This window comes from Sphingobium sp. Cam5-1 (genome assembly GCF_015693305.1).
GTDB lineage: Bacteria > Pseudomonadota > Alphaproteobacteria > Sphingomonadales > Sphingomonadaceae > Sphingobium.
The window spans coordinates 1,691,469-1,717,955 of sequence record NZ_CP065138.1 but is presented as its reverse complement, the minus strand read 5'-3'; the positions used below and the strand labels follow the sequence as shown (position 1 = coordinate 1,717,955).

Here is a 26,487-nt window from a genome sequence, read left to right as displayed (position 1 = left end):
CGTGATGTTGTGGAGGGCTATCATTCCGGTGTGATCGATCGACTCATTTTGCGAATCTGCAACAGTCCCATTAATGTCAATATCGCGTTGAACCAGACCGTGTAGGATACATCATAATGCGCTTGAAATTTGGATCCGAAAAAGCCCTCACGAACGATTTCTAGACCATTGACGGTGGGTAGCAAGAGGGCAAGCGATTGTGCGCTTGTAGGTAGGACATCGACTTGGAATGCAGCTCCAGACAGGGGCACCAGCAGATATTGAGCGGGATGCCAAAGTTTTTCGATAAACTCCAGGTCTTCCGATAGTGCGCCAATGAACATTGCTAGTCCGACGCCGAACCAAGCTAGCAGTATCCAACCAAATATCACTTCCGCAACATTTTCTGGCCAGGTTATGCTGCCAGAAAAAAATGCAAAGATGAAACATAGGGCAATAAAAGCTGTCGTGGCACCGACGATCTCTAGAATGAGGCGCGAGAAATATATATCAATCGGCTTGATGTTCCGATGATACATTAGTGAGAGGTTTGGTAGCATTGAGCCAATGCAGCGAAATGTCATATTACGCCAAAGCAGGATACTTGAATAGCCTGTGATGGCAAAAGCAACGATCGGTAGGTTAGAGCCATGCACAGCCTTGAGGGCAGTCCAGATCGCCGCAACCCCCGCAGTGAATAGCATCGGTTCCACGAACAGCCACAGAAAGCCAATATTGTGCCGACCATAACGAGTCAGCACCTCGCGCATAAGCAAGGCGTAAAGCACCCGCCCCTGAACACGCATGGAGCTGGTCAGAACGCTCACTCCATATGATCCTTGAAACTGGCTAGCAGCATCGACAATATACCCCAGATTATGAGGCCCATCGCCAAGGTTGAAAAGATTCCGCGCAGTCGATGAGGTAGTGCGGCATCATCAGGCAAACTGGGCTGAACGATACGTTCGACATATGCCTGTTTACGTAAGGTATCGAGCCTCGCTTCTTCAAGCGCGGTCAGCGTCGCCGCCAATTGTTTCTGAGCAAACTGATCATCGAACAAGCGGCGCTGATATTCCGCTGCTGCATTGGACAGGGATTTTTTCCCGCCGGCCGCCCGCTGCATTTCTTCCGCAATCGCATTTTCGAGACCGTCTACACGCCCCTCGAGCGGAGCGATTTCTGAACTTGCCGGTGCGAGCGCTCGCAATTGTTGTAATTGAATGCGTGAGGCAATCAACTCGTCCTGTAGCTTGGAAACCATTTGGATCTGGCTAACCGCCTGCTTTTCGGGATCCACGACGCCCGCTCTGTCACGATATTCGGCCAGAGCGCTTGCTGCCTGCCTTGCCTCGGAGCGCGAGCGATCAACTTCCTTTTGCGCAACATCGAGTAGATCATTCCGCGCTCGCCCGTTCAGCCTGTTCACCAAGCCTTCAGCTTGCTCCAGAAGTTTCTCATTAAAACGGCGTGCATCCTGAGGATCGAATGCCTTGACGCTCAGCCTGCTGATTGACGTAGAACTTTCATACTGTATTTCGACTTTCTTATTGAAATACTCATACAAAGATTCAAACGAATTATCCCATCCAAACGGGTTAAACCGATTGAATAGAGATATATTCGAATCCCCATAAGAACGCGCAACATTGCTGTTGCGATTAAGATCGCGCAGAGCATCTCGTGATAAAAGATAATCATTGGCCGCATGAATTTCGTCGCCACTTGAAAACCCTGAATTCTTCAGTAACGTACCAAATGGATTGGTTTCAGGCTTACTTGGGCTGCGTACGATGAATCGTGACTCCGACACATAGATGTCGTTTGCAAATATACCAAAGTAAAATATGGAAACTAAAAATGGCACAGTTACACACAAGTGAAACAATCGACCCATGCCAATAGCATTTTTCAGAACTGACTTGAATTTGCCTTGCATGTAACCGTCTTTTCATGTTCAAGAATTAATTTACTTATATAAAGTATTTATCTTATATTGCAAGTAATTCCAAAAGCTGTGAAATTCTCCCAATATATCTGGCAGAATAGCGGGGAAACATCAGAGCCCAGCAGCTTGAATCGTCACAATCGGATATATTGCTGCCCCGATGATGTTAACGAATTTCTGGACATCGCTAATCGGTGCATTGGTGACGTATACCATGTCGTGATTTTGCATCATAAACCGCTGCGCAGCAAAAAATGATACCGGATCGCGCAAATTGATCCGATAAATTACTGGTATCTTCCCATCAGGGTTGACCGGAATATTATGCCCAGCATCGCCCAGAGCCGCAGGATCTTCCAAGCGAAATATAAAGACACCACGCGGATTGGCACGATCATCACGCAATCCGCCCATGCGTCCAAGCGCCTGGGCCAACGTGATGCCCCGCGCCTCGAATTCGATTTCGTCGTTTCGTCCTGTTGCGCCAAGAACCGTAAAGCTGGCAGACTTGTAGGAAATGGTCACGACATCGCTTGGACGAAGATATATATTCTGGTCAGGCTGTGCTATCAGATCATTCAGGGCCATGGTCGCGTGACGTGAGCCGCGCGTCAATTCAAGACTGACCTTGTCAACAGGTTGCTTGCTTCCTCCGGCTGCTGCCAGCGCGTCCAGCAGGCGTTCCCCCTTAAAGGTCAACGGCATCCGAGTGGTGGCCGCCACTTCGCCAACGATCGTTACCGCTGAGGCGGCGTCTTTGGAAATATTAACCACAACCTGTGGATCGTGCGCCTTGCCACGAAGACGAGAGACGATCTGAGCAGCGACTTCCCTTGGGGAGCGCCCTATCACATTAATGCGCCCGGCAAAGGGAACATCCACCTGCCCCGCGTCGTCAACCATTAGTTCTGGAAAGCTGGTACCGCGCTGACCATTGCCTATCTGCATGGTGTTGCCGGTTAGTTGAGGCGAACCGAACAAAAGCGCCGGAGGTGCTTCAAACAGGGTGATCTGCAAATTATCGCCGGACCCAATCAATGCGCCGTAGGGCTGACCCAGGCCAAATTTTTCGGCAAATCCGGCGGCCTTATAGGCTTCGCTCACCTGACGCGCGATGCCATCCGTCACTTCGATCAACAAAGCGCTCTGACCCGCATCTGTAGTGCGTTTGATCTGGCCCAGCGAAGGACCGTCACGGCTGACAAAAGAAGAATTAGCGCAGCCCGACAACAGTCCCATGACAAGAATCATGGCCATTTTGCTGGACCGCGCAACGCTCAAAGATCGCCTAGTGCGTCTTTCTCTAATCGCTGTGGTTATCAATGCGATCGAACTCCAATGGCGTAGCCCGAGCGCCTTAGCTCAGCCCCCTAGGCAACACAAGCTTGGCCTCCCCTCTGTAATCTGGTGTTGGTTTGGGGACCGCCAGAAGCAAGTTGGGAAAGCTGCGCACCAGAGTGCAGCGCTTGTGATAAAGAACTTTCGGCGAAGGCCTCGCCTTGATGAGCCTGGCAGCAAGGGGAGGGCGAATATAGATTTGCTGATCCAGTTCACCACCAATGCCGGAATAGGTTTCAACGGGGGATGAAAGTCAGCTAAGGGGCCGATGACCATGACAACAGCAGGTAATGAGTTGGCCGACAATCTTTGTCTTATGCGCTGTCTGATGTCTCCGGACCTCGCTCAACCCTCCCTGCTAAAGGGATGGAGCGCTGAGGAGGGCGCATTATATTGTGGCGAAGGCGCCCAGCGCCTGGGCGGCTTGTTCGACGCCTTTTTCGAGAGCTACTGGCGAGAGTTTTCCTCTTTGCGCCAGGTGGAATGGCGTGGCACGCTATATGGGGCTGCCCGTGTTACCCTCTTGCGGCGCGATGCGGAGAGCCGCGACGAACAAGTCTTGGCCCAATGGTGCGGACATGGTGGCGACGAAGGGGCACTTGTTGTCCTGTCAGTTCCCTTGGCCGAAGCTGGCGAAAGTAGCCTGCAAATCGAAATCGACGACGCTCGGGGTGCAACTTTGAGGGCCATGGGTTGGTGTGCGCCGGTTCCACCGCCGCGTCAGGTCCGACTTGGATTGGTGATAACGACCTATGAGCGAGAAGCTTTTCTTCGAGAAAATCTGAAGAAATTGGCCGGTCAACTCTCCGATCATGAACTATTGATCGTCAATCATGGCGCTCCGGGTCTAGGCGAACGTTTGTCGGACGCCGCGCCTTCTCACATGCCGGTACGCTTCATTGATCAGGAAAATCGCGGGGGCGCCGGCGGATTTACGCGCGGAATGTTGGAGCATTATTGCGCCGAACGGGCCAGCCACATAATATTGATGGATGACGATATCGATCTACCAACAGATATCGTGCCGCGCATGGCGGCGATACTGGCTTGGAGCGACAAACCATTCTGCGTGGGCGGCGCCATGTTTGACTATCACGCCCGCTCCCATCTTTTTTCAGCTGGCGATTATTTGCAGCCAGGCGGTTTTGGCATCCATCATGTCGCGCCCAAAGGGGGCTGCGATGTCGCCGACGCGACCGGCGTCGATTTCCTCGCCCGCATCCACAAACCGGATTTCAATGGCTGGTGGTGCTTTGCACTCCCCCTGGAGGCTCTCGACATTGTTGGCTTGCCCATGCCGTGTTTCATTCGTGGCGATGATGTCGAATATGGCTATCGCCTGAAACGAGCAGGCCTGCCGACAGTGGGTTGGCCAGGAATAGCGGTATGGCACCTGCCCTTTGCTGCGAAATCGGCAGCATGGCACATGTTCTATGATCGCAGGAACAGCTTGTTCGCCAACGCCATTCACCGTCGCGTGGGGCGATCCGCAGCAATTCGCAAACTGCTAGCCGGCTTCTATCATCATCTGCTACGTTATGATTATGATCGCGTGCGGGCAATGACGCTTGGCATTTGTGCGTTCAACGCCGGTCCTGCGGCCATGGCGGCTTGGACCTATCGCGAGCATAATGCTCTGCTGGCCGATACGCGTCGTCATGGCGACGCCGCGCTCGCTTCGATAGGAACTGTGCATTCGATGGCCGAGCCGAGGCGTCTACATGGGTTGCGTCGATCCCTGACGATGAAAGGGCGCCTGCTTGCCGATCTGCTTTTGCCTCGGCGAAAGACGGCGGCGCTGAGCCTTCCGCCTGATACAGTCTGGCGGCCTGATTATGTCAGCCGTCCTTCCTTTGTCGTGGAACATGACAAAGACGGCAACATACGTGGCGCTTTTCGATACGATCGGTGGGCTACTTGGCGGGCGCTGTGGCTATGCGCATGCGCGCTGACGGGAATGATGCGATATTTTGCCCAGCCCGTTCCTCTGGCGCATGTCCCGAAATTACGTTGATTGTGGAAGGGTCCATGTCGTTTGCCTGAAGCAAATGATCGCGATATTTGAGATGATCAAGCGAGCCGAAGGAGGAAAAACTCCCTCGTGATTCAGCATCACAGAGGTTGGTATAAATCGCAGAACCATCATTGCATAGGGTCATGAGATATGATCTAGGCAACCCCTTCTGAGTTCTGAAGGGGCGTGATGAAACCGAATCCGATCCGCAAAGCCGTCTTCCCCGTGGCGGGTCTCGGCACACGCTTCTTGCCTGCGACCAAGTCGGTGCCCAAGGAGCTGCTGCCGGTCGTTGACCGCCCGCTCATCCAATATGCGGTGGACGAGGCGCGGGAAGCTGGCATCGAACAGATGATCTTCGTCACTGGCCGCGGCAAAGGGGCGATCGAGGACTATTTCGACATGGCTTATGAGACCGAAGCCACACAGCGGGAGCGGGGCAAGGACCTGTCCGCGCTGGACGGCACCCGTCTGGCGCCGGGCAATGCCGTGTTCCTGCGCCAGCAGGAGCCGCTGGGCCTGGGCCATGCGATCTGGTGCGCGCGCGATATTGTCGGCGACGAGCCCTTTGCCATCCTGCTGCCCGACGAGTTCATGAAGGGCAAGCCGGGACGCGGCTGCCTAAAGCAGATGGTCGAAGCCTATGACAAGGTTAGCGGCAATCTGGTCTGCGCGCTCGAAGTGCCGATGGCGGAGACGCCAAGCTATGGCGTGATCGATCCGGGGTCGCGCGACGGTGCGCTGACCGAGGTCAAGGGGCTGGTGGAAAAGCCGACTCCGGGCACTGCGCCCTCCAACCTGATCCTGCCGGGCCGCTATATCTTGCAGCCCGAGGTCATGAAGATACTGGAAACGCAGGAAAAGGGTGCGGGCGGCGAGATCCAGCTGACCGACGCCATGGCGTCACTGATCGGCAAGCAGCCTTTCCACGGCGTGACCTTCGATGGCCGCCGCTTCGACTGCGGCTCCAAGGCGGGCTATATCGAGGCCAATCTGGTGCTGGCACTGGAGCGCGAGGACTTGAGCGAACAGGTCCGCCGCTTCGCTCTGGCCGAACTGGGCTTCAGCGAGGTCGCGGCTACAGCTTGATAATTGAACTGCTATCGTTAGGTGGGGTGGATGAATTAGTTAACGTTGTGGAGGCGCATGCAGGTGGAATCGATCATCACCGACTCGCCGTTGAAGCCGACGGAATCCGTCAGTCCTAGCTTATCAATCGACCCTCGCATGTGATCGGAGCTCACGCTTGGCGTAGCGCTGGGCCATCCTAAGCGACTTCCAGCCACCCATATGCATGATGGTGATGAGATCGATGCCGGTCATCACACAGTGCGACGCCCAATGATGGAGCCAGTCATAGATAGTGAAGTCGTCGATCCCGGTCCGCTTGCAGGCCATCTTGTGCTGGTTCTTGAGGGGATTGCCGCCTGGCATCGGTGTAAGCCGGGTGTCCTGGCCGTCAGGCGCATGGTCGGTAAGGTAGGTCGTAAGGTAGGTCCGCCGGAATTGCCCCCATGCCTGCTTGGGTTCCTGTAGCGACAGCTCGCCGATCCGTTCATTGAGCTTGCCGATCCGCAATATGTCGGGCAGGGCGGTCGAAGGCGTCGGCGATAATTCCCTGCGCGACCAAACATCAGCTGATGCCGCAGCTTGGTCTCATATTCGGCCATCAGGTGTGACGCAGCATCCGCGTCACTCGTTCTTGAACTGAACTCTTTGACGTCGATGCGCTTATCGCCGAGCGTGACTGAGCTTTGGATATAGTAAATGCCGTTCTTCCCACGGTGGCGAAGGGAGAGTATGTGATCTTTTCCAATAACATCTGATATTGTCGCTCCGTCGCACGCACCTTGCCGCTCGCGCGGACGTAGGGAACGCCATGTTTCGCGAAGGTACGTCGCATCCATTTGGCGGGATCGGCACTGGTCAAGTTGAGCCGTGTCAGTATGTCGCGCGGGGTGAGGAGGGACTCGCCGGAAGCGGTAGTGGATGCGCGAGGCGACGATCTGCCTCCGTCGGAAGCGGAGATGGTGGCGCCGTGAGGTTCAGGGGATGCCATCGGCATCACGCCAGTGTGTTGCGCCTCATGAGGGGCTGCCGCATCGGGCGGGCGGACGGCCGCCTTCGCAGGTTCTTTTATCGACACGACGAAGCAAACCATTTAGCTGTAGCGGGCGGTGCAACTCGGCCACGGTAAATGCCACGGCTGCGTGCAGCTCCAGCGACGGGTTTCGGAACGCGAAACCATTTATTGAACTGCGGAAGAACGCCCACCGGAACTAGCGTCATGGTGCTGTCTCAAGGTCGCTAGACTGGACCAGCTGATAGTATCGGGAACGGTTGAGACCAGTGATGCGCACCGTAGTTGCCACGCGAGCCGTGAGCGGTTGTAAGGCCTTTGCTGCCTGAGGATCCATCATATGCGCCCCCGCCGCGCCGCCGCGCCGCCGCGCCGCCTCGCGTGTCCGAACGAAGTTGCGATCACTTTCGAGGAAAGCCGCCAGCATCGCCGGGATCAGCTCGACGACGGGTTCTTCCGTGCCATAGGCCTGGGTATAAAGGGCAGCATATTCCCGCAGGGCATTCTGCAGGTCGGGCGTGATGGTGATCGCGAGCTTTACCGGCGTCCGATCGGGTAGCTTGCCAAGCTTCAGATCCGCCATGTCTATCCTCCGTTATTGCTACGCCAGGGCGCAAGAATGAGATCGCGCGTGACCAGAACCCGGACCGGCGCGCCCGGCCGGACCATGATGGTCGGCTGGATATCGAGATTGCGCTGCGTGATCTGGTCTCCGGCGCGAGCGGTGTTCGACTGGGCGGATTCCCGGATCGCCTGCACGAGGTCGCTCTCGCCCGCGATCGACAGTTCCGAGCCGACACCGAGCATGGTAGCCACGCCCACGCCCTTGAGCAGCGTCCAGGTGTGGAAATCGACCTTGTCGGCCAGCCCGGCGTAACCTGATGTGTCGGTTGCTGGCATATTGTCGAGCCTGAGCGAACTGCCATCAGGCAGGATAAGCCTTTGCCAGATTACCAGAGCCCGCCGCTGCCCGAACGCGACCACGCTATCATATTTGCCGATGAGGCGGGCGCCCTGCGGTATGAGCAGGATGTCGCCTGTCACTGTATCGAAGACGTTTTGCGTCACCTGTGCGGTGACCATTCCCGGCAGGTCGGAATTGAGACCGGTGATGAGGCTTGCCGCGATCACGCTGCCTGCAAGCAGACTGTTGGGTGATATCGGCGCCACCAGCCCTCTGGAATTGAGGTCACCGTCCGTATCCCGCGTCGAAGCGAATTGCTCCTTGCGGGTGCCAACGGCAGTTGGATTGGCGGTTGGGGCACCGGACATGGCTACGGTTGCGTCGGACGAGGCTGGCGTCGCGGCACTGCGGCCGGTCGTGGTCTGCGCCATGAGACCGGACTCCCGCGCCGCCTTGATGTCGGCGAACCGCTGTTGTCGTGCCGCCGCCGCTGTATCGACCTGTGCGGGTCCGACAGCCGCTTCGGTCCGTTCCTGGGCACGCAGGATCGGACGCCCCAGGTCGCCGGGCAGGGCCGGGCCGAGCTTCGGCGCATCTCCGTAACTGCTTGGGAGGCCCGAAAGCGCATCCGAAGCTGGCTTTGCCATCGGCTGTGACAGTTCGCTTTCCTGCACGACATGCCGGAGCACCTGCGGTTTCAATGCCATCCAGGCGATACCCACGAGGCTGGCCGACCCAACGGCGGCTATGCCGATGATTACGCCGCGTCGGAAGCGGATGGCCCGCGCGGGGCGGGAGCGAATGCTCAATGTCTCTGGATCGACCTTCGGCATGGGAGCGGGCTGGTCGGCGATGGCGGGCTCGGTCATGTGCCCCTCCGCCTGGTCGTGGGTGCGACGCGGTCGATGCGAACCACCTGCTGTTTCTTCAGCCCGAGCCGCAGTTCGGCCGCGTCGAATATCCGGTCTATGACATAGAAGCGGTCGCGCAGCCGGTAGTTTACCAGTTCGGCCTTGCCATCTGCCCCGAGGATGAAGAGCGGCGGTGCCTCGCCAACGCCAAGCGACGCCGGAAACTCCACATAGGTTTTCGATCCGTCGTCGAACGCCCGCAATGGTCGCCATGTCGGCTTGTCGCCGCTGATCGCATAGTTGAAATGCAACTGTTCGATCGCGAGGCCGGTCGCGACCGGTGCTGCAGCCTGCACCGCTTCGGCCTTGCGCTTGAGGGCCAGCAGTTCGTCCTGCGGATAGGTCCAGCGCATTGCCGACAGTGCGGTGCCGGCGGTGCTGACCAGCCGGACATGATAGGCACGGCGATCAGTGGTGATGACGAGGTTGGTCAACAGGCCGGCCGAGAAAGGCTTCACCAGCACATGCGTCTGCTTACCCTCGCCCGAGCCGCTTGTGGTATCGCCGATCACCCATCGGGCCGTATCGCCACTCGCAACGGCCACCAGGGTTTCCCCGGGCTGGAGCACAATGTCGGTGACCAGCCCCGGCGCGGCAAGACCCATGAAGATCGTGCCCTCGCCATAGGGGTAGACCTGTGCCCCGCTTACGAAGCCGGCCGCAGACGGTGCGACCGTGGCGCTTTTCGTGGCGGACTGCACAGTCTTGAGCGACGGATGCGAGGATTGGCCGTGCGCGATTGCAGGGCACGCCAGACCCAGGCCGGCAATTGCCGGCAACATAGCCAGTTTCATGGATTGGTCTCCTGGAGGTTGGACGGTTGCACACCGAGACTGGGATCGGACGGCGCACTGACGGTTGGCGCTGGGGCGGAATGCGTAGCGGCCGCTGACGTGGGTACTGCGTCCAGTTCGCGGCTCCAGTCGATGGCATCGACATAGATGCCGAGCGGGTTCTTGCGGAGCACATCGGCCGAGGCGGGTGGACGGGTGACCGTGGTGAGGATCGCGGTCCAGCGACTGGTCCCCGCCTCGGACCCGCGCTCGAAGGCTGTCTCGGTCCACTTGACCTGGAACGACTTGTCAGATGCGCGCACCACGCTGGTAACCTGCACCGACACGGTTCGCTCGCCGACATGGGCGAAGGGCGATGCCGAGTGCGCATATTGCCCAAGGAACTGCGCTCCGCGTCTGGTCGCGAAGTCATAGGCCTCGAGCCAGTCCCGGCGCATCAGCACCGGGTCGAGCGACACCGAGCGGACGTTGGTGATGAAGTGCGAGAGATGCCAGGCGACCTGCGGGTCGGTCGGCCGGTATTCGACATCGGCAGCCTGCACCGCACGCGCCTCGCCGAGCCGGTCGACCTCGACGACATAGGGCGTGATCCGGCTTTGCAGCGACTGCCAGGCGAGACCCGCCGAGGTGCCGGCGGTCAGGAACAGGCATCCGAAGGCCATCAGCCGCCAGTTGCGTGCCTGCACCCTTGCCGAGCCGATCCGCTCGTCCCAGAGCTGGCCCGCGCGCTGATAGGGCGTCTCGGGTGGCGGCGTCCGTCCATAACGCTGCATGCTTCGTTTGAAGAACATGGTTCAGTCGTTCCTTTCCTTGATGTCGGGCGTGGCGGACGCACCGCCGCGGTCGCCCTGGCTGATGGCATGGACCGCAAGCTGCCGTTGATGGCGGCTGGTCTGCTCGGCCCGCATCGCGCGCGCCCAGGCGGGTGCGCCGCTGGTCTCCCCGCCGCCGGGCTTCGGCGACGGAGAGTTCTGGTTGAGCGCATCCCATGCGGCTTGCCGCCCGCCAGCAACGGCCTCGCTGAGGCCGAGCGCGCTGCTGGCTCGTGACCGGGCGGCATGGTCGGCGGCGCGCGCCACGCCCGCAAGACCGGCGCCCGTCGAAGGACTGGCGGCGGTTTCGCGGCCGAGCTGGTAGGCAGTCGATGCGGCCGAGCCCATCGCCGTGCCCGAGCGTATGGCACCGAGCGCGGCTCCACCGATGGCACGGGCGCTACCGGCGGCTGCGCCGCCGGCAAGCATGGTCATGCCGGCTGCGCCGATCGTCGTGCCGAGGGCCGCGCCGGCGCCGAGCTGCGGCGCCCCCGATACCAGCCCGGAGGCGATCGCTGGCCCGAAGATGCCGAGGCCGAAGAGGGACAGGCTCGCGAGCACGAGGCTCATGGCCTGGCCGATGTCGGGCTCCTGGCCCTGGAGCGCGTTGGTCAGCTCGGTGAAGAAGTTGGAGCCGATGCCGACGATGACGGCCAGCACCATCACCTTTATGCCGGAGCTGACCACATTTCCCAGCACGCGCTCGGCAAGGAAGCTCGTCCGGTTCCACAGCGCGAAGGGCACGAGGATGAAGCCTGCCAGGCTGGTCAGCTTGAACTCGAGGATGCAGACGAACATCTGCACCGCGAGGATGAAGAAGGCGACGATCACGAGCCCCCAGGCGAACAGCAGCACCATGATGGTCAGGAAATTGTCGAAGAAGGTGGTGAACCCGACCATCTCGCTGGCCTGTTCGAGCAGCGGCCACGCCGCCGAGAAGCCGGTCCCGGCAAGGCGCCCGGGCTTCAGAAGGTCATCAGCCGACAGCGTCCCGCCGCCTGCCGTCAGGCCGGCCTGTGCGAACGAGCGGAAGATGATGTCGACCAGCGTCGAGAAGCTGTTCAGGATGAAGGCGAACGCGCCGACATAAAGGATTTTCCTGAGGAACCGGCCAATGACATTGTCCTCGCCGCCCATCGCCCAGAACAGGCCGGCAAGCGTGATGTCGATGCCGATCAGCGTCGCGGTCAGGAAGCCGACATCCGGTCCCAGCAGCCCGAAGCCGCTGTCGATGTAGCTGATGAACGCGGCCAGGAAGCGGTCGATGACATTGAGGTCGTTCAAGGGGCACGTCCTGCTGGAGTGAAGGGATGTCGCGGGGCATGGCGGGGAGCGGGCCACGCCCCGCGACGGCGATCGACGGCATGAGAGGGGGCACCGCCGACCGCTGGCCGGACCGGCTTTCGAGCCGAAGGGGGCTATTGCGGCGTGTAGGCCGATCCGGAGCCGAGGAACTTGCGTGTAGCCGCGCGGGCTTCCGCGGCCTGCGTGGCACGCCGCGCCTGCTCGATCGCTTCGCTGCGGAATTGCGCCGCCATCATGTGCTGGATTTGGAACTGCTGTTTGGCGGTCAAGGCGAGAAGCTGGTTCGTCGCTTGCTGGGCTGCAAGCGAGCCCTCAGCGCCCTGGCTGCGTGCCACGATCGCGGCGAGCGTTTGCGAGTCGGACTGGATGTTCTCGACCACATGAGCCTGCACCGTCATCGTCTGGCGGAACGCGCCCATGCTGGCATCGAGGCGTGCCCGGGCATCGCGCACGCGGGTGTCGCTGCGCAGTGCGGAGGAGAAATCCTGTGGGAACAGAGACTGGAACTTGTCGTCCAGCTGGTCGATCCGGAAGTCGATCGCCTGCGCGCGGCCCATCAGCCGGTCGATCTCGGCGAGCTTTTGGCGGAGGGCATCAAGCTGGGGAAAGTCGATGCGGCCCAAGTTCTTGCCCATGTTGACCAGCATCTGCGCCTCGTTTTGGAGTTGCTGGATCTGCTGATTGACCTGTTGGAGCGTGCGCGCGGCGGTCAGGATGTTCTGCGCATAGTTGCTCGGATCGAAGACGATGATGGCCTGGGCGGGCGTTGCTGGCATCATGACGCACATGGCGAGGGAACCGCCGGCGCCCAGGCCAAGAACGGCTGCGATCACATGCTTTCGGGTGAGGACGGGCATCAGATTTCTCCTTGCTGGGGCGTTTGAGCGGGAAAGTCGGCGGCGAGATCGGCCGCCCAGTCGAGGCCGGCGTCACGCAGGAAGGTTTCGGCGAAGCGACTGCGACCATGTTGGGCAAGCAGCGCGTCGATCCGGGCCTGCGCTGCCGGGTCGGAGGAGCCGCAGAGCGCCAGCGCGACAGGGCCGAGGCCAAGTTCGAACAGACGGTTGCCGCGCGCGGACTGGAGGTAATAGTGGCGCTTGGGTGTGGCCCTTGCGATCAGCTCGATCTGGCGGTCATTGAGGCCGAAGCGCGTGTAGATGTCATGGCCCTGCGGTTCGATCGCGCGGTCGTTGGGCAGCAGGATGCGCTGCGGGCAACTCTCGATGATGGCGGGTGCGATTGCGGCCCCGGCGATGTCGGCAAGGCTCTGCGTCGCAAACAACACCGCGACGTTTTTCTTGCGCAGCACCTTCAGCCACTCGCGAATGCGCGCCGCAAACAGCGGATGGTCGAGGAAGATCCATGCTTCGTCCAGGATCAGCAGCGTCGGCCGGCCGTCGAATCGTTCTTCCAGCCGGTGGAAGAGATAGGTCAGCACCGGTGCGACCGCCCCGGACTGGCCCATCAGCGCCTCGGTCTCGAAACATTGGACATCGGCTTGGCCAAGCTGCTGCTGCGCCGCATCGAGCAGCCGACCATGCGGCCCTTCCAGCGTATAGGGCTGGAGCGCTATGCGCAGGGCGTTCGACTGGAGCAGAAGGGCCAGGCCCGTCATCGTCCGCTCCTCGCGCGGTGCCGAGGCGAGGCTGCCCAGCGCAGTCCAGATCGCGTCCTTCACCTCTGGGGTGACCGGCACATTTTCATGCGCCAGTAGCGACGCGATCCATTCCGCCGCCCAGCCCCGCTCTCCAGCGTTGTCGATACCGGCGAGCGGCTGGAAAGCGAGTGTCTCGCCGTCCGCCTCCGCCGACCCGAGCGCATGGTGTGCGCCGCCCATCGCCAGCACTGCGGCCCGCGCGCTATTGCCCTTGTCGAAGATATAGACCTGGGATTGGGGATAGCGGCGGAACTGGAGCGCGATCAGGCTCAGCAGCACCGACTTGCCAGCGCCGGTCGGTCCCACCACCATCATGTGGCCGACATCGCCGACATGGGTGGAGAGCCGGAACGGGGTCGAGCCTGCGGTCTTGGCGACCAGCAGCGGCGGGCCGTCGAGATGGACGTTGCGCACCGGCCCGGCCCATACCGACGACAAGGGCATCAGGTGCGCGAGATTGAGCGTATGGACCAGCGGCTGCCGGACATTGGCGTAGACATGACCCGGCAGCGACGACAGCCAGGCCTCGACCGCATTCACGCCCTCGCGCTTGGCTGTGAAGCCGAGCCCATTGATGATCCGTTCGACCGCGCGGACCTTCTCCTCGACCGCCGCCCTGCTTCTGTCGGTGACCGTGATTGTCGTGGTGAGGTAGCCGAAGGCGACATGATCGCCGCCGAGCGCCTGGAGGGCCTGGTCGGCATCCACCACCTTGTTGTCGGCGTCGCTGTCGAGCAGTTGGGCGGGGCTGTTGTAGAGCACCTCGCGCAGCAGGGCGGTGACCGACTTGCGCTTGTTGAACCATTGGCGGCGCAGCGACGTGAGCGTCTTGGTCGCCAGTGTCTTGTCCAGCGCGATGAAGCGCGTCACCCAGCGATAGTCGAAGTCCTGGTGGTTGAGGGCATCAAGGATGCCTGGACGGCTGAGGCTCGGAAAACCGAGAATGGTGAGCGTGCGGACATGGAGGTCACCCAGCTGAGGCTCCAGCCCACCAACCAGCGGCGTGTCGGCCAGGATGCCGTCGAGATACATCGGCGTCTCGGGAACGGCGACGGGATGAGGGCGATCCGAGATCGTGCCGTGGAGAAAGGTCAGCGCCTCGCCATCGTCCAGAGGATGGACATCCGCCATGAAGCCAGAGAGCAGGTCGAGGACGCGGTCAGTTTCAGCGATGAAGCTTTCCAGCGTGCCACGCCAGTCACGTTCACCGTTCCCGTCGGGTCGTTCGATCAGCGAGCGCCCGGCACGATCGGTCGCGTCGGCGGGTGGCAGCCAGATCAGGATCAGGTGATAGCGGCTCTCGAAATGCGTCCCTTCTGCTTCGAATGCCGCCTGCCGCTCGCGATCGACCACCCAACTCGCCGCATCGGGAAAGTCACTGTCGGGGTAGGCCTGCGCTTCCCGCCGCTCGGCGTCGAAGAACAGTGCCCAGCCACTGCCGAACCGCTTGAGGACATTGTTCGCCCGGGCACAGGCGCCGACCAGTTCGGCCTCGGTCGCGGATTCCAGATCGGGACCGCGGAAGGCCAGTACACGGCAAAAGCTGCCGTCCTTGTTGAGGACAATACCCGGCGCAACCAGCGCCGCCCAAGGAAGATGGTCGGCCAGCCGTCCTGCGGTCGGTCGATATTCACGCAGATTCAGCATGCGAAATATCCCTTCTGGCGAATGTGGCGGAGGAGGACGGGCGCGAAATCGGGATCACGGCGGGCGGCCATCACGGCGACGCTGTGCCCGACCGCCCAGAGCAGAAGCCCGGCCAGCCATTGCTGGAGGCCGAGGCCGACCGCTGCCGCCAGCGTCCCGTTGACGATCGCCAGCCCGCGTGGCGCCCCGCCAAGGAGCAGCGGTGAGCCCAGCGAGCCGTGGATCGGCACCTCGAAGCCTTCGATATGCTGGCCGCTTGCCATCACGAGATCAGCGCCCCGCCGCCGAAGCTGAAGAAGGAGAGGAAGAAGGACGAGGCCGCGAACGCGATCGACAGGCCGAACACGATCTGGATCAGGCGACGGAACCCGCCGGCGGTCTCGCCGAATGCGAGGGTGAGGCCGGTGACGATGATGATGATCACCGCGACGATCTTGGCGACCGGCCCCTGCACCGATTCCAGCACCTGCTGGAGGGGTTCCTCCCAGGGCATCCCTGAGCCTGCCGCCTGGACCTGTGTGGTGACTGCGAGCGCGAGCAGGCAAACAGCGCTGGAGAGGAACGGGCGGTGAAACGAGTGACGGGAGGGTTGGATGGGAGGCATGAGTCAGGTCTCCTTGCGGCTGGGGGTTTGAAGATCGGCGAGGGCGTAGGCGCCGGTTTCGGGCACGAGACCGGTGACGCGGGCGATGGTCGACACGCGGCGCGTTGTGCCACGGCCGGAGATGAACACGATGATGTCGATGGCCTCGGCGATGAGCTGGCGTGGCACGGTGACCACCGCCTCCTGGCAAAGCTGCTCGATGCGATAGAGGGCGGCGGGCGCGCTGTTGGCGTGGACGGTCGCGATGCCGCCAGGATGGCCGGTGTTCCAGGCCTTTAGCATGTCGAGCGCCTCGGGGCCGCGGACCTCGCCCACGACGATGCGATCAGGGCGAAGGCGCATCGTCGAGCGCACCAGTTCGGTCATCGAGACATGCGGCGGCCGCGTGCGCAGGGCGACCGTGTCGGGCAGCGGACATTGCAGCTCGCGCGTATCCTCGATCAGGATGACACGGGCGTCGATCCAGGCCATTTCGGCGAGCAGCGCATTGGCGAGCGTGGTCTTGCCCGAACTGGTGCCGCCCGCGACCAGGATGTTGTAGCGCTGGGAGACTGCGGCGCGCAGCATGTCGGCCTGCCCCTTGGACATCAGCCCATCGGCGACATAGTCGTCAAGTGTGTGCAGCCTTGTGGCCGGTTTTCGGATCGAAAAGCAGGGCGCCTGGCTGACCGGCGGCAGCACGCCTTCGAACCGCTCGCCGGCGCGTCCCTCGACATGCGGCGGCAACTCAGCCGAGATGATCGGATGCTGGGCATCGACCTCGGCGCGGGCATGGCTTGCCACCAGCCGGATGATCCGCTCGACCTGTTCGGGTTCGATGCGGACCTCGGTATCGACACGGCCTTCGCCGAGCCGGTCGAGCCGCAGGGCGCCGTCGGGATTGACCATGATCTCAATGACCAGCGGGTCGCGCATGGCCGCAGCGATGTCCATGCCCAGTGCCGTGATCAGCATTCGGCGGCGACGTTCGGCGGAAAGCTGGGCGGTCATTCGCCGTGATCCGACGTCGCGGCGAGCGTGCGCCGCCCGGTCGAGACCTGGCGGCCGACCTGCGTGACGAAGGCTTCGAACCGCTTGGCGCCGAGCGCGCGGCCGGCCTGATCGTTCTCCGCGAGCGGAGTCTGGATCGCGAGCTCGAAGCGGATAAACAGCGCCAGCGTCTCGAGGATCACGAAGGTGTCGCGGTCGACGCGCCCGATCGCCTGGGTCAGCCGGTCGAGCCGGATCGCGAAGCGGTCTTCCAGTTCCGACGCGCCGCGGCGGTTGAGCCACGCGGTGACCGCGTCGACAAGGATCGCCGATTTGCTGGCGCCGGGCTTGGCGGCGAGCTCTTCAAGTCGATCGGAGAGCGGCTTGGGCAGGAAAAGCTGGTGGCGTATTCTGTTGCTGGCCTTTTCCATGGGTCAGAACCCCAGCTGCAGGTCGTCGGGTCGGCCGGAGGCTGCATCAAGGCCGTAGACCGTGCGCGCCGTGCCGAGCGCCTGGACCCTGTCCATCGCGCGGCGTTCGGCAGCCTGGTCGCCGTCGTCCTCGCCAAGGCCAAGCGGGTCGGCGATCTCCGGTTCGACCATGACGACCGGCTCGATTTCATGCGCTGGATGCCGGGCCTGTTCGAGGCCGCCAGCGTCGGCGCCTTCGTCGCCATCGGGGCCGCCGGCGAGGCGCATATCGGCACCGCGAACCTGTCCAGCCCAGTCATCGGGACGCGCAGCCGGAAGGTCGCGATAGCCTGCGGGGGCTAGCGTCGGGGCGGGCAGGACGCGCGCGGTATAGCGACGGTCCTCATAGTAGCGCAGCTTCTTCGCGCGGATCGGCGGTTGCCCCGAGAGCAGCACCAGCTCGTCGGTCGGCGCGAGTTGCATCACCTCGCCCGGAGTCAGCAGTGCCCGCGCGGTCTCCTGCCGGCTGACCATGACATGCGCCAGCCAGGGCGCGAGGCGGTGCCCGGCATAATTGCGCATGGCGCGCTGCTCTGTCGCCGTGCCGAGCGCATCCGAAATTCGCTTGGCGGTGCGTTCGTCATTGGTCGCGAAGGCAATGCGGACATGGCAATTGTCGAGGATGGCATTGTGCTCGCCATAGGCCTTCTCGATCTGGTTGAGGCTCTGCGCGATGAGGAAGGCGCGCACGCCATAGCCAGCGAGGAAGGCGAGGCTCGTCTCGAAGAAGTCCAGCCGCCCCAGCGCCGGGAATTCGTCGAGCATCATCAGGAGGCGATGCCGCCCCTTTGCAGCCTCGCCGTCCTTGCCTGTGCCGTGCAGTTCCTCGGTCAGGCGGCGGCCGATCTGGTTGAGGATCAGGCGGACCAGCGGTTTCGTGCGGCTGATGTCGGAGGGCGGCACGACGAGGTAGAGCGAGACCGGATGGGCCGCCTCGACGAGATCGGCGATCCGCCAGTCGGAGGCTGAGGTGACAGCTGCAACCGTCGGATCGCGATAGAGGCCGAGAAACGACATGGCGGTCGACAGCACGCCCGAGCGCTCATTCTCGCTCTTGTTCAAAAGCTCCCGCGCAGCCGAGGCGACGACCGGATGGACTTGCGGCGCGTCCTGCGTGCCGAGATGGTTGGTCGCCATCATCCGGCGCAGCGTTGCGGCGAACGGGCGCTGGGGGTCGGAGAGGAAGGTTGCGACCCGGGCGAGGGTCTTCTCTTCCTCAGCGTAGAGAACGTGGAGGATCGCGCCGACCAGCAGCGAATGGGAGGTCTTCTCCCAGTGGTTGCGGCGCTCGAGCGCGCCTTCGGGATCGACGAGGATGTCGGCGATGTTCTGGACGTCGCGGACTTCATTTGTGCCACGGCGCACCTCGAGCAGCGGATTGTAGCGGGCCGAGCGCGCGTCGGTGGGGTTGAAAAGGAGACAGTGCGAGAAGCGCGAGCGCCAGCCGGCGGTCAGCTGCCAGTTCTCGCCCTTGATGTCGTGGACGACAGTCGAGCCGGTCCAGGACAGCAGAGTTGGCACGACGAGGCCCACGCCCTTGCCGGAACGGGTCGGCGCGAACGCCATGACATGCTCGGGGCCGTCGTGGCGCAGGTCATCGCCGCCGATGCGGCCGAGCGCGACACCTTGGCTGTCGAGCAGCTTGGCATCCTTGATGTCCTTGTGCGTGGCCCAGCGCGCAGAGCCATAGGTCGTGAGATTGTTCGACTGCCGCGCACGCCACAGGGAGCCGAAGATGGCCGCGCCGCAGCCTATGAAACCGCCGGTTGCAGCGATGGCGCCCGCTTCGTCGAAGATGATTGGGGCATAGGCGTCGAACGAGAACCACCACGGGAAGATCGACCAAGGATGGTAGACCGGCACGCCGAACAGGACGAACCACGGCCCCCCGAGTTGGGGTTGATAGGCGAGGCTGGCCGCCGCCCATTGCGTTGCCGTCCAGATGCTCGCGACAATGATTGCCAGCACGACGAATATCTGTCCGATGAGCAGCTTGGTCGGGGTCATTTGAGCCTCCTGCGCGTGACGAGTTCGTCCGCAAGTTGAGCTCAATTTGTCAGGATGGCAGGCCGCGCATCAGTCACCTGCTGGTGACGCCAGGTGCATCCATGGGGCCATGCGAGCAGGACAGGGGTTCGATATGTGCGCTTGTTCGCCCGCGGGCAGCCAGGGTCAGTCTTGCCCATGATTCGATAAATGCCGGCATCGCCGATTGAACCGGGCCGCCGCTGCATCGCGAGGTTGATCCGAGCGGGTCGGTGGCGAATGCCATCATCGTCGCCAAGACAGGAACTGCCGATCCGGTCGAGCGCGAAACCTCGCCCATTCGCCGAGCCGGCAAGCGGCTCCGGATTGTACGGGGAGATTCTTCATTCGATCGGCAATGCAGGGAACGCCGATCGACCTAAATTGCCGACCGGGCTGGCGAAAGCGCCCGTGAGGATGTTTCCTGCGACGTGGAACGCTTCGCCTAGGGGCGAATTTCCCAGGACAATGCCGCCCGGGCCTCCGCCATCGCAGCGTCGAGCGTGGCCCTGTCCGGGGCGCTTGCGCTCAGGACGCCCAGATAGTCCTTGTTTGAATGGGTTATGGCCACCCGCTCGCCGGGTCTGCGCAGTGAACGATATTCGACGCGAAGGCCGCCATGTGTTCGCAGAAACGCCTCCGGCGCGGAGACGATCTCGCCCGCCTCGTCGGCCGGAAAATAGCGGATCGCGGCTACCCTGGCGGCAAGTGAGCACTGGCCGAGCGGTTCGCCGAGATGAAGACGAAGAATCTTTTCGAACAGCGCCATGTCCAGCGTGTGCTCGAGCATGAACTCCATATGGTCGCCGACCGTCCGGTAGTTGATCTCGACGATGCGCGGCCCCTTTGGCGTCATGACGAATTCGGTATGGCAGGAGCCGAAGCCGACACCGACCGCCTGTATTTGACCGAGTACCGCATCCTTCTGTTCAGCGGTCAGCCAGCTGCCCCAGCGTCCCTCTATCTCCACGAAATCGGGGGGCGGGCTGAGCGCCACGTGGAAACCGCCTAGGACGGCGATGTCCTTCCCGTCGCCCAGCGTTTCCAGGGTGTAGAGTTCGCCGGCCATATAGTCCTCTATCAGCACGGCCCGACCGGGATCGGCCCGCCAGACCTGTCGGCAATGCGCGACCAGCGCAGCCTTCTCTTCGCAAAAGCGGACTAGTTGACTGCCCACCCCCTCGCGGGGCTTTGCCACGCAAGGGAAAGGCACGCCGCATAGCGCGGCCAGACCGTCTTCATCAGTCACAACGGCGTGCCACAAGGTATCGATGCCCAGATCGCGCAGATGACAGCGCATCGCCGCCTTGTTCTTGGCCCGATAGGTGGTTTTCCAATCTTTGCCGGGCAGGCCGAAATAGTCAGCGGCGAGCGCGGCGCTGGTTTGCAGATGGTCGCTGTTCGAGAAGATGGCCGCAGGCCGCTCAGTACAGCGGCTGATCTCGTTGATGACCGCCACGGGGTTGAAAACGTCGCATTCGACGATCTTGTCGGGGTAGGCGGGCCGATCCGCAGCCGCGAAGTGGCGGTGATGCGCTTCGGCCTGATCGGTAAGCAGGGTTACCTCTAGGCCGAGGCGTCGCGCTGCCGGAAGAAAACCCTCGTTGACGGCGTCCGTCGGCACATGGGCGAGCAGGATGAGTGTCGGCATCGGGCAAGACCTTTCAAATTCCTGTTTTCATAGCTGCTGCTGCCCCATGAGCAGAGAAAGCTGAATGAGCGAACCGCATAATAACTGCAATTGACTCTCAATAGCGAATCATTTTATGTCATTGAAGCGGCTTGGGAAATTGATTGGGCCTGAATAGCGAGTAGCGGCGATGTCGCCGCGCCATCCGGATTGGGAAGGAGCTACAATGCAATCTTCAGCGGAACTGTCCGTCGGCAACACGCCGCTTATTGCCCTGGATCGCATGTTTCCGCCGGATATGGTTCCGGTATTCGCCAAGCTGGAAATGCTCAATGTCGGCGGCAGCGTGAAGGACCGCACCGCACATTACATGGTGTCCCAGGCGCTCGCCGCAGGCCGGATCACGCCGGAAAGCCACCTCGTCGAAAGTTCTTCCGGCAACCTCGCCATAGCATTGGCCATGATAGCCAAGCGCGAGGGCATTCCCTTCACGGCGGTCGTCGATCCCAATCTCGCCCCTGCCAACCGCTGCCTCATCGAGGCGTTCGGCGGGCACATCGACCTCGTGACGGAGAAGGATGAGGCAGGCGGCTATCTCCATACCCGCGTTCGCCGGGTCGATGAACTGGTCCGTACCATCCCGGGCGCGGTCTGGCTAAACCAATATGCCAATCCCGACAATTGGCGCGCCCATTATATCGGGATCGGCGAGGAGATCGTCCGTGAGATGCCGGTCGAGCCCACGCATGTGGTCGCGGCAGTCTCGACCTGCGGGACATTGATGGGTCTGGCGCGCCGCCTGCGCGAGCGTTGGCCGAACATCGAGGTCGTGGCGGTCGATCTGGAAGGGTCCGTCATCTTTGGCGGGACAGGCGGCAACAGGCAGATCCCGGGAATCGGCGCCAGCCGCGTGCCGGAGCAACTCGCCCTGCCCGAGGTGGATGCCGTGATCTATGCGACGGACTGGGAGTCAACGCTGGCCTGCCGCCGTCTCGCCGAGAGCCAGGGCATATTGGCCGGCGGCTCGTCGGGTACGGTCATGGCGGCGATTGCCAAGCTGATCCCGAACCTTCGCAAGGGATCATGCATCGTCACCCTGCTGCCCGATCGCGGCGAACGCTATCTCGACACGGTCTATGATCCTGACTGGCCAGCGCAGGAACGCCGCCTGACCAGGCCTTTCGCGGCATCCTTCCGCCGCTTGGGCGAACGGCCCGCGCAGGCGTCCCAACCTCGGCGCCCCAGCGCGGCGGCGTCTTCATGGATGCCGGAGGCTCATATCTTGTCGGCCAATACTTTGTCGGAGGGAGCGGCGCGATGAACACGGCTACTCTGCGATACCTGTCCCGCTCGGACGTCGCTGCGCTCGGCGGGGACCATTCGGCCCTCTATATGAGTGCGATCGAGGCGGCCTTCCGCAGCCATGCCGTCGGCGATTTCGTACAACCGCTAAAACCCTATCTGCGCAGTCCCCGTACCCAGCATATTGCGGATCGGATCATCGCCATGCCGGCCTGGATCGGAGGCGAGCAACCCGTTGCGGGGCTCAAATGGATCGGCTCCAAGCACGACAACCCGGCCAAGAGGGGGAGGGAGCGGGCGAGCGCCGTTATCGTGCTGAACGATCCCGAGACCAACTATCCCATCGCGATCATGGAAGGTGGACTTCTGAGCGCGATGCGGACCGCCGCCGTCACCGGCGTCGCCACGCGGCATCTGGCGCGGAAAGGCTTTGATGAAGCAGCCATTATCGGCTGCGGACCGATCGCCGAGCGGCAGGCCCAGATGCTGCTCGAGCAATTCGCGGACGTGAAAGCGCTGCGGCTGTTCGATTTGCGCGAAGATACGGCGAACGCGCTTGCCGCCCGGCTGCGGCGGCGCTTCGGCGACCTAGTCGTTACCGTCACGACTAGCGCCGAAGCTGCGGTTCGCGATTGTGCGGTCGTGATCACCTGCACCGTCACTGACAGGCCCTATCTCGCCTTCGACTGGCTCAGCAGGGGTAGTTTCCTGGCCAACGTTTCGATCATGGACGTGGAACGCGACGTGTTCCTTAAGGTCGACAAGGTTGTTGTCGACGACTGGGACCAGTCGAACCGGGAGAAGAAGATCATCAACCTGCTTGTCGAAGCGGGTGAGTTCTCACGCGAGCGACTGCATGCGGAGCTTGGCCAGATTATCGTCGGGTCCAGGCCCGGTCGCGAGACGGATGACGAGATTATCCTGCTCAATCCGATGGGGATGGCGATCGACGACATCGCCTGCGCGCAAGCTATCCTCCGCCGGGCCGAGGACAGGAATATCGGCACGCTCCTGCCTCTCTTCTAGGCGGATATCTCGTTGCTGGCACTTCCAGCACCTGCCGCCACGTCCCTTTTTAACGCCATCGAAAGACGCGTCTGATGACGACAGCCCTGCCCGTGCCGCGAACAACTGAAGATGCCGTCGCCATCCGCGCCGGTATCGCCGTGGAGCGCCTGCTCAACACATGGCTGCGGGAGCGCATGGCTGGCTGCATGCCGATCAAGGGGGAAACCTGCATATTGGAGGTGGGCGCGCACAGGGTGCGCGCCTCGTGCGTGCGCTCATCGCCGGGAGGTTTCCATCGCTGGCGGACGCCTGTGCTGATCGAAGGGGATGATGGGTCCGTAAAGGATACGGGTGACCCAGTTCTGGTGGCCGGCCTGATGGCGGACGCGCTCTTGCAGGAAAATGGCTTTATCTCGTCGGCCATCAAGGACCGTCTCATTAAAGCTGTCGAGGGCGCGGAGCAGCACGCGTTGGCCTGTGCAGCGCGTTCAGCAGAAGCTTCCCCCATAGGGTTGGAACAAAGCCTCTGGCATGGGCATCCCTTTCACCCCTTTGCCAAGAGCATAGACGGCTTTTCGGCGGACGATATCGAACGCTTTGCGCCGGAGCGCGCCAATGGCTTCCAGTTGCGATGGATCATCGCGGAGCCCGGCGTTGGCGCCGCCCTGTGGCGCGACAGGCAGGCCCAGGACCGCGTAAGTTCCATCCTCGCCGATCTTTCCGGCCTGCCGGAAAAGGCGATCGGCGGGCGGCTTCTGATCCCAAGCCATCCCTGGCAGGCCGCTCGCCTCGAAAATGACCCATCATTCGCCGATCTTGTTGCGCAAGGACGAGCGATCCTCACCCTGCCTACCGGTGCGACGATGCAGCCGACGTCATCGGTTCGAACCGTTTTCGCACCAAGCGCGAATATCTTCCTCAAGCTTCCGATCGCCGCACGGATCACCAATTTCGCGCGCACCAACCCGCTCGACCAGATCGGCCGGAGCATGGCCGCGGGACGGGCGCTGGCAGCGATCTCAGCAGAGGTTGCCGCCTGCGGCCTCGACATGCTCGACGAGCCCGGCGCCATCTGGGTCGATCGCCCGGGCCTCGAAGCAATCACGGGCGTCGTCCTTCGCGATGCGCCTGCGCGAGAAGCATTCGTCCTGGCAGGTCTGCTCGAGCCGTCGCCGCATGATGGCCGTCCGATGCTGGCGGCCATGGGTTGCATCCTTTCCGGTCTCGCCGAGGCGCAAGCCTGGCTACGCGCTTACGTCCAGACGGCCATCCTCCCGCCGCTCCGGCTGTTCGCCCGAACCGGCGTCAGCCTGGAGGCGCACAGCCAGAACAGCCTTCTGGCATTGGACCGGGGAAATCCGGCCCGTCTGATCGTTCGCGACCTCGAAGGGGTGAGCATCGACCGTGAGCGCTTCGAAAGTATCGCGCCCAAGCCCAGCCTTCACCTCGACCTCGATCCGTCCGTGTTCTTCCCGGCCGAGGAAGCACGCCATCGCCTGGTCTATTATCTGGTCAGCAATCAGTTGAACCATGTGGTCGCGACAATCGCGCGCCTGGCCGATATGTCGGAAACCGGCCTTTGGCGCGCCGTTATCGAGATATTGTCCACCACTGCCGAGGACGCGGAGACGGCTGGCCTCGTCACATGGCTTCTCGCTGCGAAAACCCTTCCTGCGAAAGCGAACTTCACAAGTTGCTTCGCAGGGCGCGGTGAGCGTCCGGACTATGTGGCCATCGCCAATCCTCTGCGGCTTGCCGTGCAGGAAAAGATCGCGGGACAGCAACCGACGGCGCTATTGTCATGACGTTGCTGAGGCCGACTATGACGCAGATCGCCGCTGTCGTGGACAGCGAACGACCGGTCTGCGCCTTCCTGCACGATCTCGATGCGCTGCGTCGCCACGTGCTGCGTATCGTGGGATCGCTGCCGGCCGAAGCGGAGCTCTTCTACGCCATCAAGGCCAACAACGATCCCCGGATATTGCGGATGCTTGCGCCGCATGTCGCTGGGTTCGAGGTCGCCTCCTCGGGCGAAATCCTGAGGGTACGTGAGGCGACCGGTCCCGATGTCCGGATCATCATGGGCGGGCCCGCGCGCACGAACGACGATATCGAACTGATCCTGGCGCAGGGGGTGGAGCGGCTTCACGTCGAGAGCCTGCACATGTTGCGTCTCGCGAACGCCGTGGCGGCGCAGGCAGGCACGGTACTGCCCATATTGCTGCGCGTGAATCTTGCCGGCCCAGTGCCGGGAGCTACCCTCACCATGGGAGGAGCGGCGACACAATTTGGCATAGCGCAATCCGACATCCCCGACGCGCTGAGGCTCATGAAGAACTGCCGCGCACTTCGGTTCGAGGGCTTCCATTTCCATACCGTGTCGAACAATCGGGATGCTGCCGGACATGCTGCGCTTTGCGCGATGGAACTCGATCTTGCCCGGTCCTGGGCAACCGAGCATGGGCTGGACTTGGCGGTAGTCAATCTCGGCGGTGGCTGGGGCGTCGACTATGACGATCCGGACTGGCGGTTCGACGTTGAAGGCTTCACCCGCGCGCTCGCGCCGCATGCGGCCGGTGATCTGAACCTGCAGTTCGAATGCGGCCGGATTCTCACCGCCTATCATGCCGTCTATGTCTGCGAGATTCTCGACATCAAAGCTGTCCATGGACGTGCCTTCGCCCTGCTGCGAGGTGGCACCCATCATTTCCGGCTGCCGAGTTCCTGGGCGCACAACCATCCTTTCGTGATCCTGCCCCGCGACGCCTGGCCTCATCCCTGGCCCAGGCCCGAATGCACCGACAGCAATCTGACGCTCGCCGGCGAGCTATGCACCCCCAAGGATGTGCTGGCCCGCGATGTGCCTGTCGCGCGGGCGCGGGTCGGCGATCTCGTCTGCTTCCTCATGGCGGGTGCTTATGGCTGGGATATCTCCCATCATGACTTCCTGTGCCACGCCCATCCCGAGAGCATCTATGTTGACGAGGCGGTGGCATGAGCGCGGCAATCCGCTCATCTTTTCAAGTAGCTGGGAGACGCGGGACACGCCACCGGTTCGCCGCCGCCCTTGACTTCGATCGCAATGCTGCC

The 26,487-nt window shown here is 62.1% G+C and carries 22 protein-coding genes and 1 pseudogene; 6 read left to right on the top strand and 17 right to left on the bottom strand.

The window, feature by feature from the left end; translation table 11 throughout:
- Positions 1-20 precede the first annotated feature (20 nt).
- The 3 genes from IZV00_RS08640 to IZV00_RS08630 all read right to left on the bottom strand — a co-directional run bounded on the left by IZV00_RS08640 (position 21) and on the right by IZV00_RS08630 (position 3,184).
- A complete protein-coding gene (locus tag IZV00_RS08640; RefSeq protein WP_443020040.1) occupies positions 21-806 on the bottom strand; it encodes an ABC transporter permease in 786 nt (261 codons plus the stop codon).
- On the bottom strand, positions 803-1,918 hold the full coding sequence (locus IZV00_RS08635; protein WP_230463147.1) for a hypothetical protein: 1,116 nt from the start codon (positions 1,916-1,918) through the stop codon (positions 803-805). The genes IZV00_RS08640 and IZV00_RS08635 overlap by 4 nt, the downstream gene beginning before the upstream one ends.
- 120 nt (positions 1,919-2,038) lie before the next feature.
- The gene (locus tag IZV00_RS08630) at positions 2,039-3,184 is read right to left on the bottom strand and encodes a polysaccharide biosynthesis/export family protein (protein ID WP_196224281.1); all 1,146 of its coding nucleotides are present in this window, start codon (positions 3,182-3,184) and stop codon (positions 2,039-2,041) included.
- Between the two features lie 409 nt (positions 3,185-3,593).
- Here IZV00_RS08630 and IZV00_RS08625 point away from each other — a divergent pair, with 409 nt between their 5' ends.
- A complete protein-coding gene (locus tag IZV00_RS08625) occupies positions 3,594-5,279 on the top strand; it encodes a glycosyltransferase (protein ID WP_196224280.1) in 1,686 nt (561 codons plus the stop codon).
- Between the two features lie 189 nt (positions 5,280-5,468).
- The gene (locus IZV00_RS08620; protein WP_196226579.1) at positions 5,469-6,368 is read left to right on the top strand and encodes a UTP--glucose-1-phosphate uridylyltransferase; all 900 of its coding nucleotides are present in this window, start codon (positions 5,469-5,471) and stop codon (positions 6,366-6,368) included.
- A 123-nt stretch (positions 6,369-6,491) separates the two neighbouring features.
- Here IZV00_RS08620 and IZV00_RS21140 read toward each other — a convergent pair whose 3' ends face one another.
- The 14 genes and pseudogenes from IZV00_RS21140 to IZV00_RS08550 form a co-directional block, all read right to left on the bottom strand.
- Positions 6,492-6,857, bottom strand: a complete 366-nt coding sequence (locus IZV00_RS21140) for a tyrosine-type recombinase/integrase (RefSeq protein WP_230463146.1) — start codon at positions 6,855-6,857, stop codon at positions 6,492-6,494.
- An 866-nt stretch (positions 6,858-7,723) separates the two neighbouring features.
- Positions 7,724-7,942 (bottom strand): annotated as a pseudogene (locus IZV00_RS21135) (DUF2274 domain-containing protein); the annotation flags it as partial.
- Between the two features lie 2 nt (positions 7,943-7,944).
- The gene (locus tag IZV00_RS08605) at positions 7,945-9,132 is read right to left on the bottom strand and encodes a TrbI/VirB10 family protein (protein WP_196224278.1); all 1,188 of its coding nucleotides are present in this window, start codon (positions 9,130-9,132) and stop codon (positions 7,945-7,947) included.
- Positions 9,129-9,968 (bottom strand): P-type conjugative transfer protein TrbG, encoded by an 840-nt coding sequence (gene trbG, locus IZV00_RS08600; protein ID WP_196224277.1) that lies wholly within the window; start codon positions 9,966-9,968, stop codon positions 9,129-9,131. The genes IZV00_RS08605 and trbG overlap by 4 nt, the downstream gene beginning before the upstream one ends.
- Positions 9,965-10,759 carry a conjugal transfer protein TrbF gene (gene trbF, locus IZV00_RS08595; protein ID WP_196224276.1) on the bottom strand — a complete coding sequence of 265 codons (795 nt, stop codon included), beginning with the start codon at positions 10,757-10,759 and terminating at the stop codon, positions 9,965-9,967. The genes trbG and trbF overlap by 4 nt, the downstream gene beginning before the upstream one ends.
- Positions 10,760-10,762: 3 nt before the next feature.
- A complete protein-coding gene (gene trbL, locus IZV00_RS08590) occupies positions 10,763-12,064 on the bottom strand; it encodes a P-type conjugative transfer protein TrbL (RefSeq protein ID WP_196224275.1) in 1,302 nt (433 codons plus the stop codon).
- A 134-nt stretch (positions 12,065-12,198) separates the two neighbouring features.
- Entirely contained in the window at positions 12,199-12,942 is a 744-nt protein-coding gene (gene trbJ / locus IZV00_RS08585) for a P-type conjugative transfer protein TrbJ (RefSeq protein WP_196224274.1), read from the bottom strand.
- Positions 12,942-15,389 carry a conjugal transfer protein TrbE gene (gene trbE, locus IZV00_RS08580; RefSeq protein WP_196224273.1) on the bottom strand — a complete coding sequence of 816 codons (2,448 nt, stop codon included), beginning with the start codon at positions 15,387-15,389 and terminating at the stop codon, positions 12,942-12,944. The genes trbJ and trbE overlap by 1 nt, the downstream gene beginning before the upstream one ends.
- A complete protein-coding gene (locus tag IZV00_RS08575; protein ID WP_443020039.1) occupies positions 15,383-15,652 on the bottom strand; it encodes a VirB3 family type IV secretion system protein in 270 nt (89 codons plus the stop codon). The genes trbE and IZV00_RS08575 overlap by 7 nt, the downstream gene beginning before the upstream one ends.
- Complete coding sequence (locus IZV00_RS08570) at positions 15,652-15,993, bottom strand: TrbC/VirB2 family protein (protein ID WP_196224271.1); 342 nt, start codon at positions 15,991-15,993, stop codon at positions 15,652-15,654. Before IZV00_RS08570 ends, IZV00_RS08575 begins: the two co-directional genes overlap by 1 nt.
- 3 nt (positions 15,994-15,996) lie before the next feature.
- A complete protein-coding gene (gene trbB, locus IZV00_RS08565) occupies positions 15,997-16,983 on the bottom strand; it encodes a P-type conjugative transfer ATPase TrbB (protein WP_196224270.1) in 987 nt (328 codons plus the stop codon).
- Complete coding sequence (locus IZV00_RS08560) at positions 16,980-17,393, bottom strand: CopG family transcriptional regulator (protein ID WP_196224269.1); 414 nt, start codon at positions 17,391-17,393, stop codon at positions 16,980-16,982. The genes trbB and IZV00_RS08560 overlap by 4 nt, the downstream gene beginning before the upstream one ends.
- A gap of 3 nt (positions 17,394-17,396) precedes the next feature.
- A complete protein-coding gene (locus tag IZV00_RS08555) occupies positions 17,397-19,439 on the bottom strand; it encodes a conjugal transfer protein TraG (protein WP_196224268.1) in 2,043 nt (680 codons plus the stop codon).
- Between the two features lie 463 nt (positions 19,440-19,902).
- The gene (locus IZV00_RS08550; RefSeq protein ID WP_196224267.1) at positions 19,903-21,108 is read right to left on the bottom strand and encodes an ATP-grasp domain-containing protein; all 1,206 of its coding nucleotides are present in this window, start codon (positions 21,106-21,108) and stop codon (positions 19,903-19,905) included.
- Positions 21,109-21,313: 205 nt separating this feature from the next.
- Between IZV00_RS08550 and sbnA the strand changes: the two genes are divergently transcribed.
- The 4 genes from sbnA (at position 21,314) to IZV00_RS08530 (ending at position 26,395) form a co-directional block, all read left to right on the top strand.
- Complete coding sequence (gene sbnA, locus IZV00_RS08545; protein WP_196224266.1) at positions 21,314-22,408, top strand: 2,3-diaminopropionate biosynthesis protein SbnA; 1,095 nt, start codon at positions 21,314-21,316, stop codon at positions 22,406-22,408.
- Positions 22,405-23,415, top strand: coding sequence for a 2,3-diaminopropionate biosynthesis protein SbnB (sbnB, locus tag IZV00_RS08540; protein ID WP_196224265.1), 1,011 nt, complete (start codon positions 22,405-22,407; stop codon positions 23,413-23,415). The genes sbnA and sbnB overlap by 4 nt, the downstream gene beginning before the upstream one ends.
- A gap of 74 nt (positions 23,416-23,489) precedes the next feature.
- On the top strand, positions 23,490-25,202 hold the full coding sequence (locus IZV00_RS08535; RefSeq protein WP_196224264.1) for an IucA/IucC family protein: 1,713 nt from the start codon (positions 23,490-23,492) through the stop codon (positions 25,200-25,202).
- Positions 25,199-26,395, top strand: coding sequence for a type III PLP-dependent enzyme (locus IZV00_RS08530; RefSeq protein WP_196224263.1), 1,197 nt, complete (start codon positions 25,199-25,201; stop codon positions 26,393-26,395). The genes IZV00_RS08535 and IZV00_RS08530 overlap by 4 nt, the downstream gene beginning before the upstream one ends.
- Positions 26,396-26,487 lie beyond the last annotated feature (92 nt).

Excerpts from the sequence above, each read along its gene's own strand:
- trbG (WP_196224277.1), bottom strand. The coding sequence starts at position 9,968 with ATGAAACTGGCTATGTTGCCGGCAATTGCCGGCCTGGGTCTGGCGTGC.
- sbnB (WP_196224265.1), top strand. The coding sequence starts at position 22,405 with ATGAACACGGCTACTCTGCGATACCTGTCCCGCTCGGACGTCGCTGCG.
- IZV00_RS08560 (WP_196224269.1), bottom strand. The coding sequence starts at position 17,393 with ATGGAAAAGGCCAGCAACAGAATACGCCACCAGCTTTTCCTGCCCAAG.
- IZV00_RS08605 (WP_196224278.1), bottom strand. The coding sequence starts at position 9,132 with ATGACCGAGCCCGCCATCGCCGACCAGCCCGCTCCCATGCCGAAGGTC.
- IZV00_RS08620 (WP_196226579.1), top strand. The coding sequence starts at position 5,469 with ATGAAACCGAATCCGATCCGCAAAGCCGTCTTCCCCGTGGCGGGTCTC.
- IZV00_RS08555 (WP_196224268.1), bottom strand. The coding sequence starts at position 19,439 with ATGACCCCGACCAAGCTGCTCATCGGACAGATATTCGTCGTGCTGGCA.
- IZV00_RS08575 (WP_443020039.1), bottom strand. The coding sequence starts at position 15,652 with ATGGCAAGCGGCCAGCATATCGAAGGCTTCGAGGTGCCGATCCACGGC.
- IZV00_RS08625 (WP_196224280.1), top strand. The coding sequence starts at position 3,594 with ATGTCTCCGGACCTCGCTCAACCCTCCCTGCTAAAGGGATGGAGCGCT.
- IZV00_RS08535 (WP_196224264.1), top strand. The coding sequence starts at position 23,490 with ATGACGACAGCCCTGCCCGTGCCGCGAACAACTGAAGATGCCGTCGCC.
- trbF (WP_196224276.1), bottom strand. The coding sequence starts at position 10,759 with ATGTTCTTCAAACGAAGCATGCAGCGTTATGGACGGACGCCGCCACCC.
- trbE (WP_196224273.1), bottom strand. The coding sequence starts at position 15,389 with ATGCTGAATCTGCGTGAATATCGACCGACCGCAGGACGGCTGGCCGAC.
- trbB (WP_196224270.1), bottom strand. The coding sequence starts at position 16,983 with ATGACCGCCCAGCTTTCCGCCGAACGTCGCCGCCGAATGCTGATCACG.
- IZV00_RS08635 (WP_230463147.1), bottom strand. The coding sequence starts at position 1,918 with ATGCAAGGCAAATTCAAGTCAGTTCTGAAAAATGCTATTGGCATGGGT.
- IZV00_RS08530 (WP_196224263.1), top strand. The coding sequence starts at position 25,199 with ATGACGTTGCTGAGGCCGACTATGACGCAGATCGCCGCTGTCGTGGAC.
- trbJ (WP_196224274.1), bottom strand. The coding sequence starts at position 12,942 with ATGCCCGTCCTCACCCGAAAGCATGTGATCGCAGCCGTTCTTGGCCTG.
- IZV00_RS08550 (WP_196224267.1), bottom strand. The coding sequence starts at position 21,108 with ATGCCGACACTCATCCTGCTCGCCCATGTGCCGACGGACGCCGTCAAC.
- sbnA (WP_196224266.1), top strand. The coding sequence starts at position 21,314 with ATGCAATCTTCAGCGGAACTGTCCGTCGGCAACACGCCGCTTATTGCC.
- IZV00_RS08570 (WP_196224271.1), bottom strand. The coding sequence starts at position 15,993 with ATGCCTCCCATCCAACCCTCCCGTCACTCGTTTCACCGCCCGTTCCTC.
- IZV00_RS08630 (WP_196224281.1), bottom strand. The coding sequence starts at position 3,184 with ATGGCCATGATTCTTGTCATGGGACTGTTGTCGGGCTGCGCTAATTCT.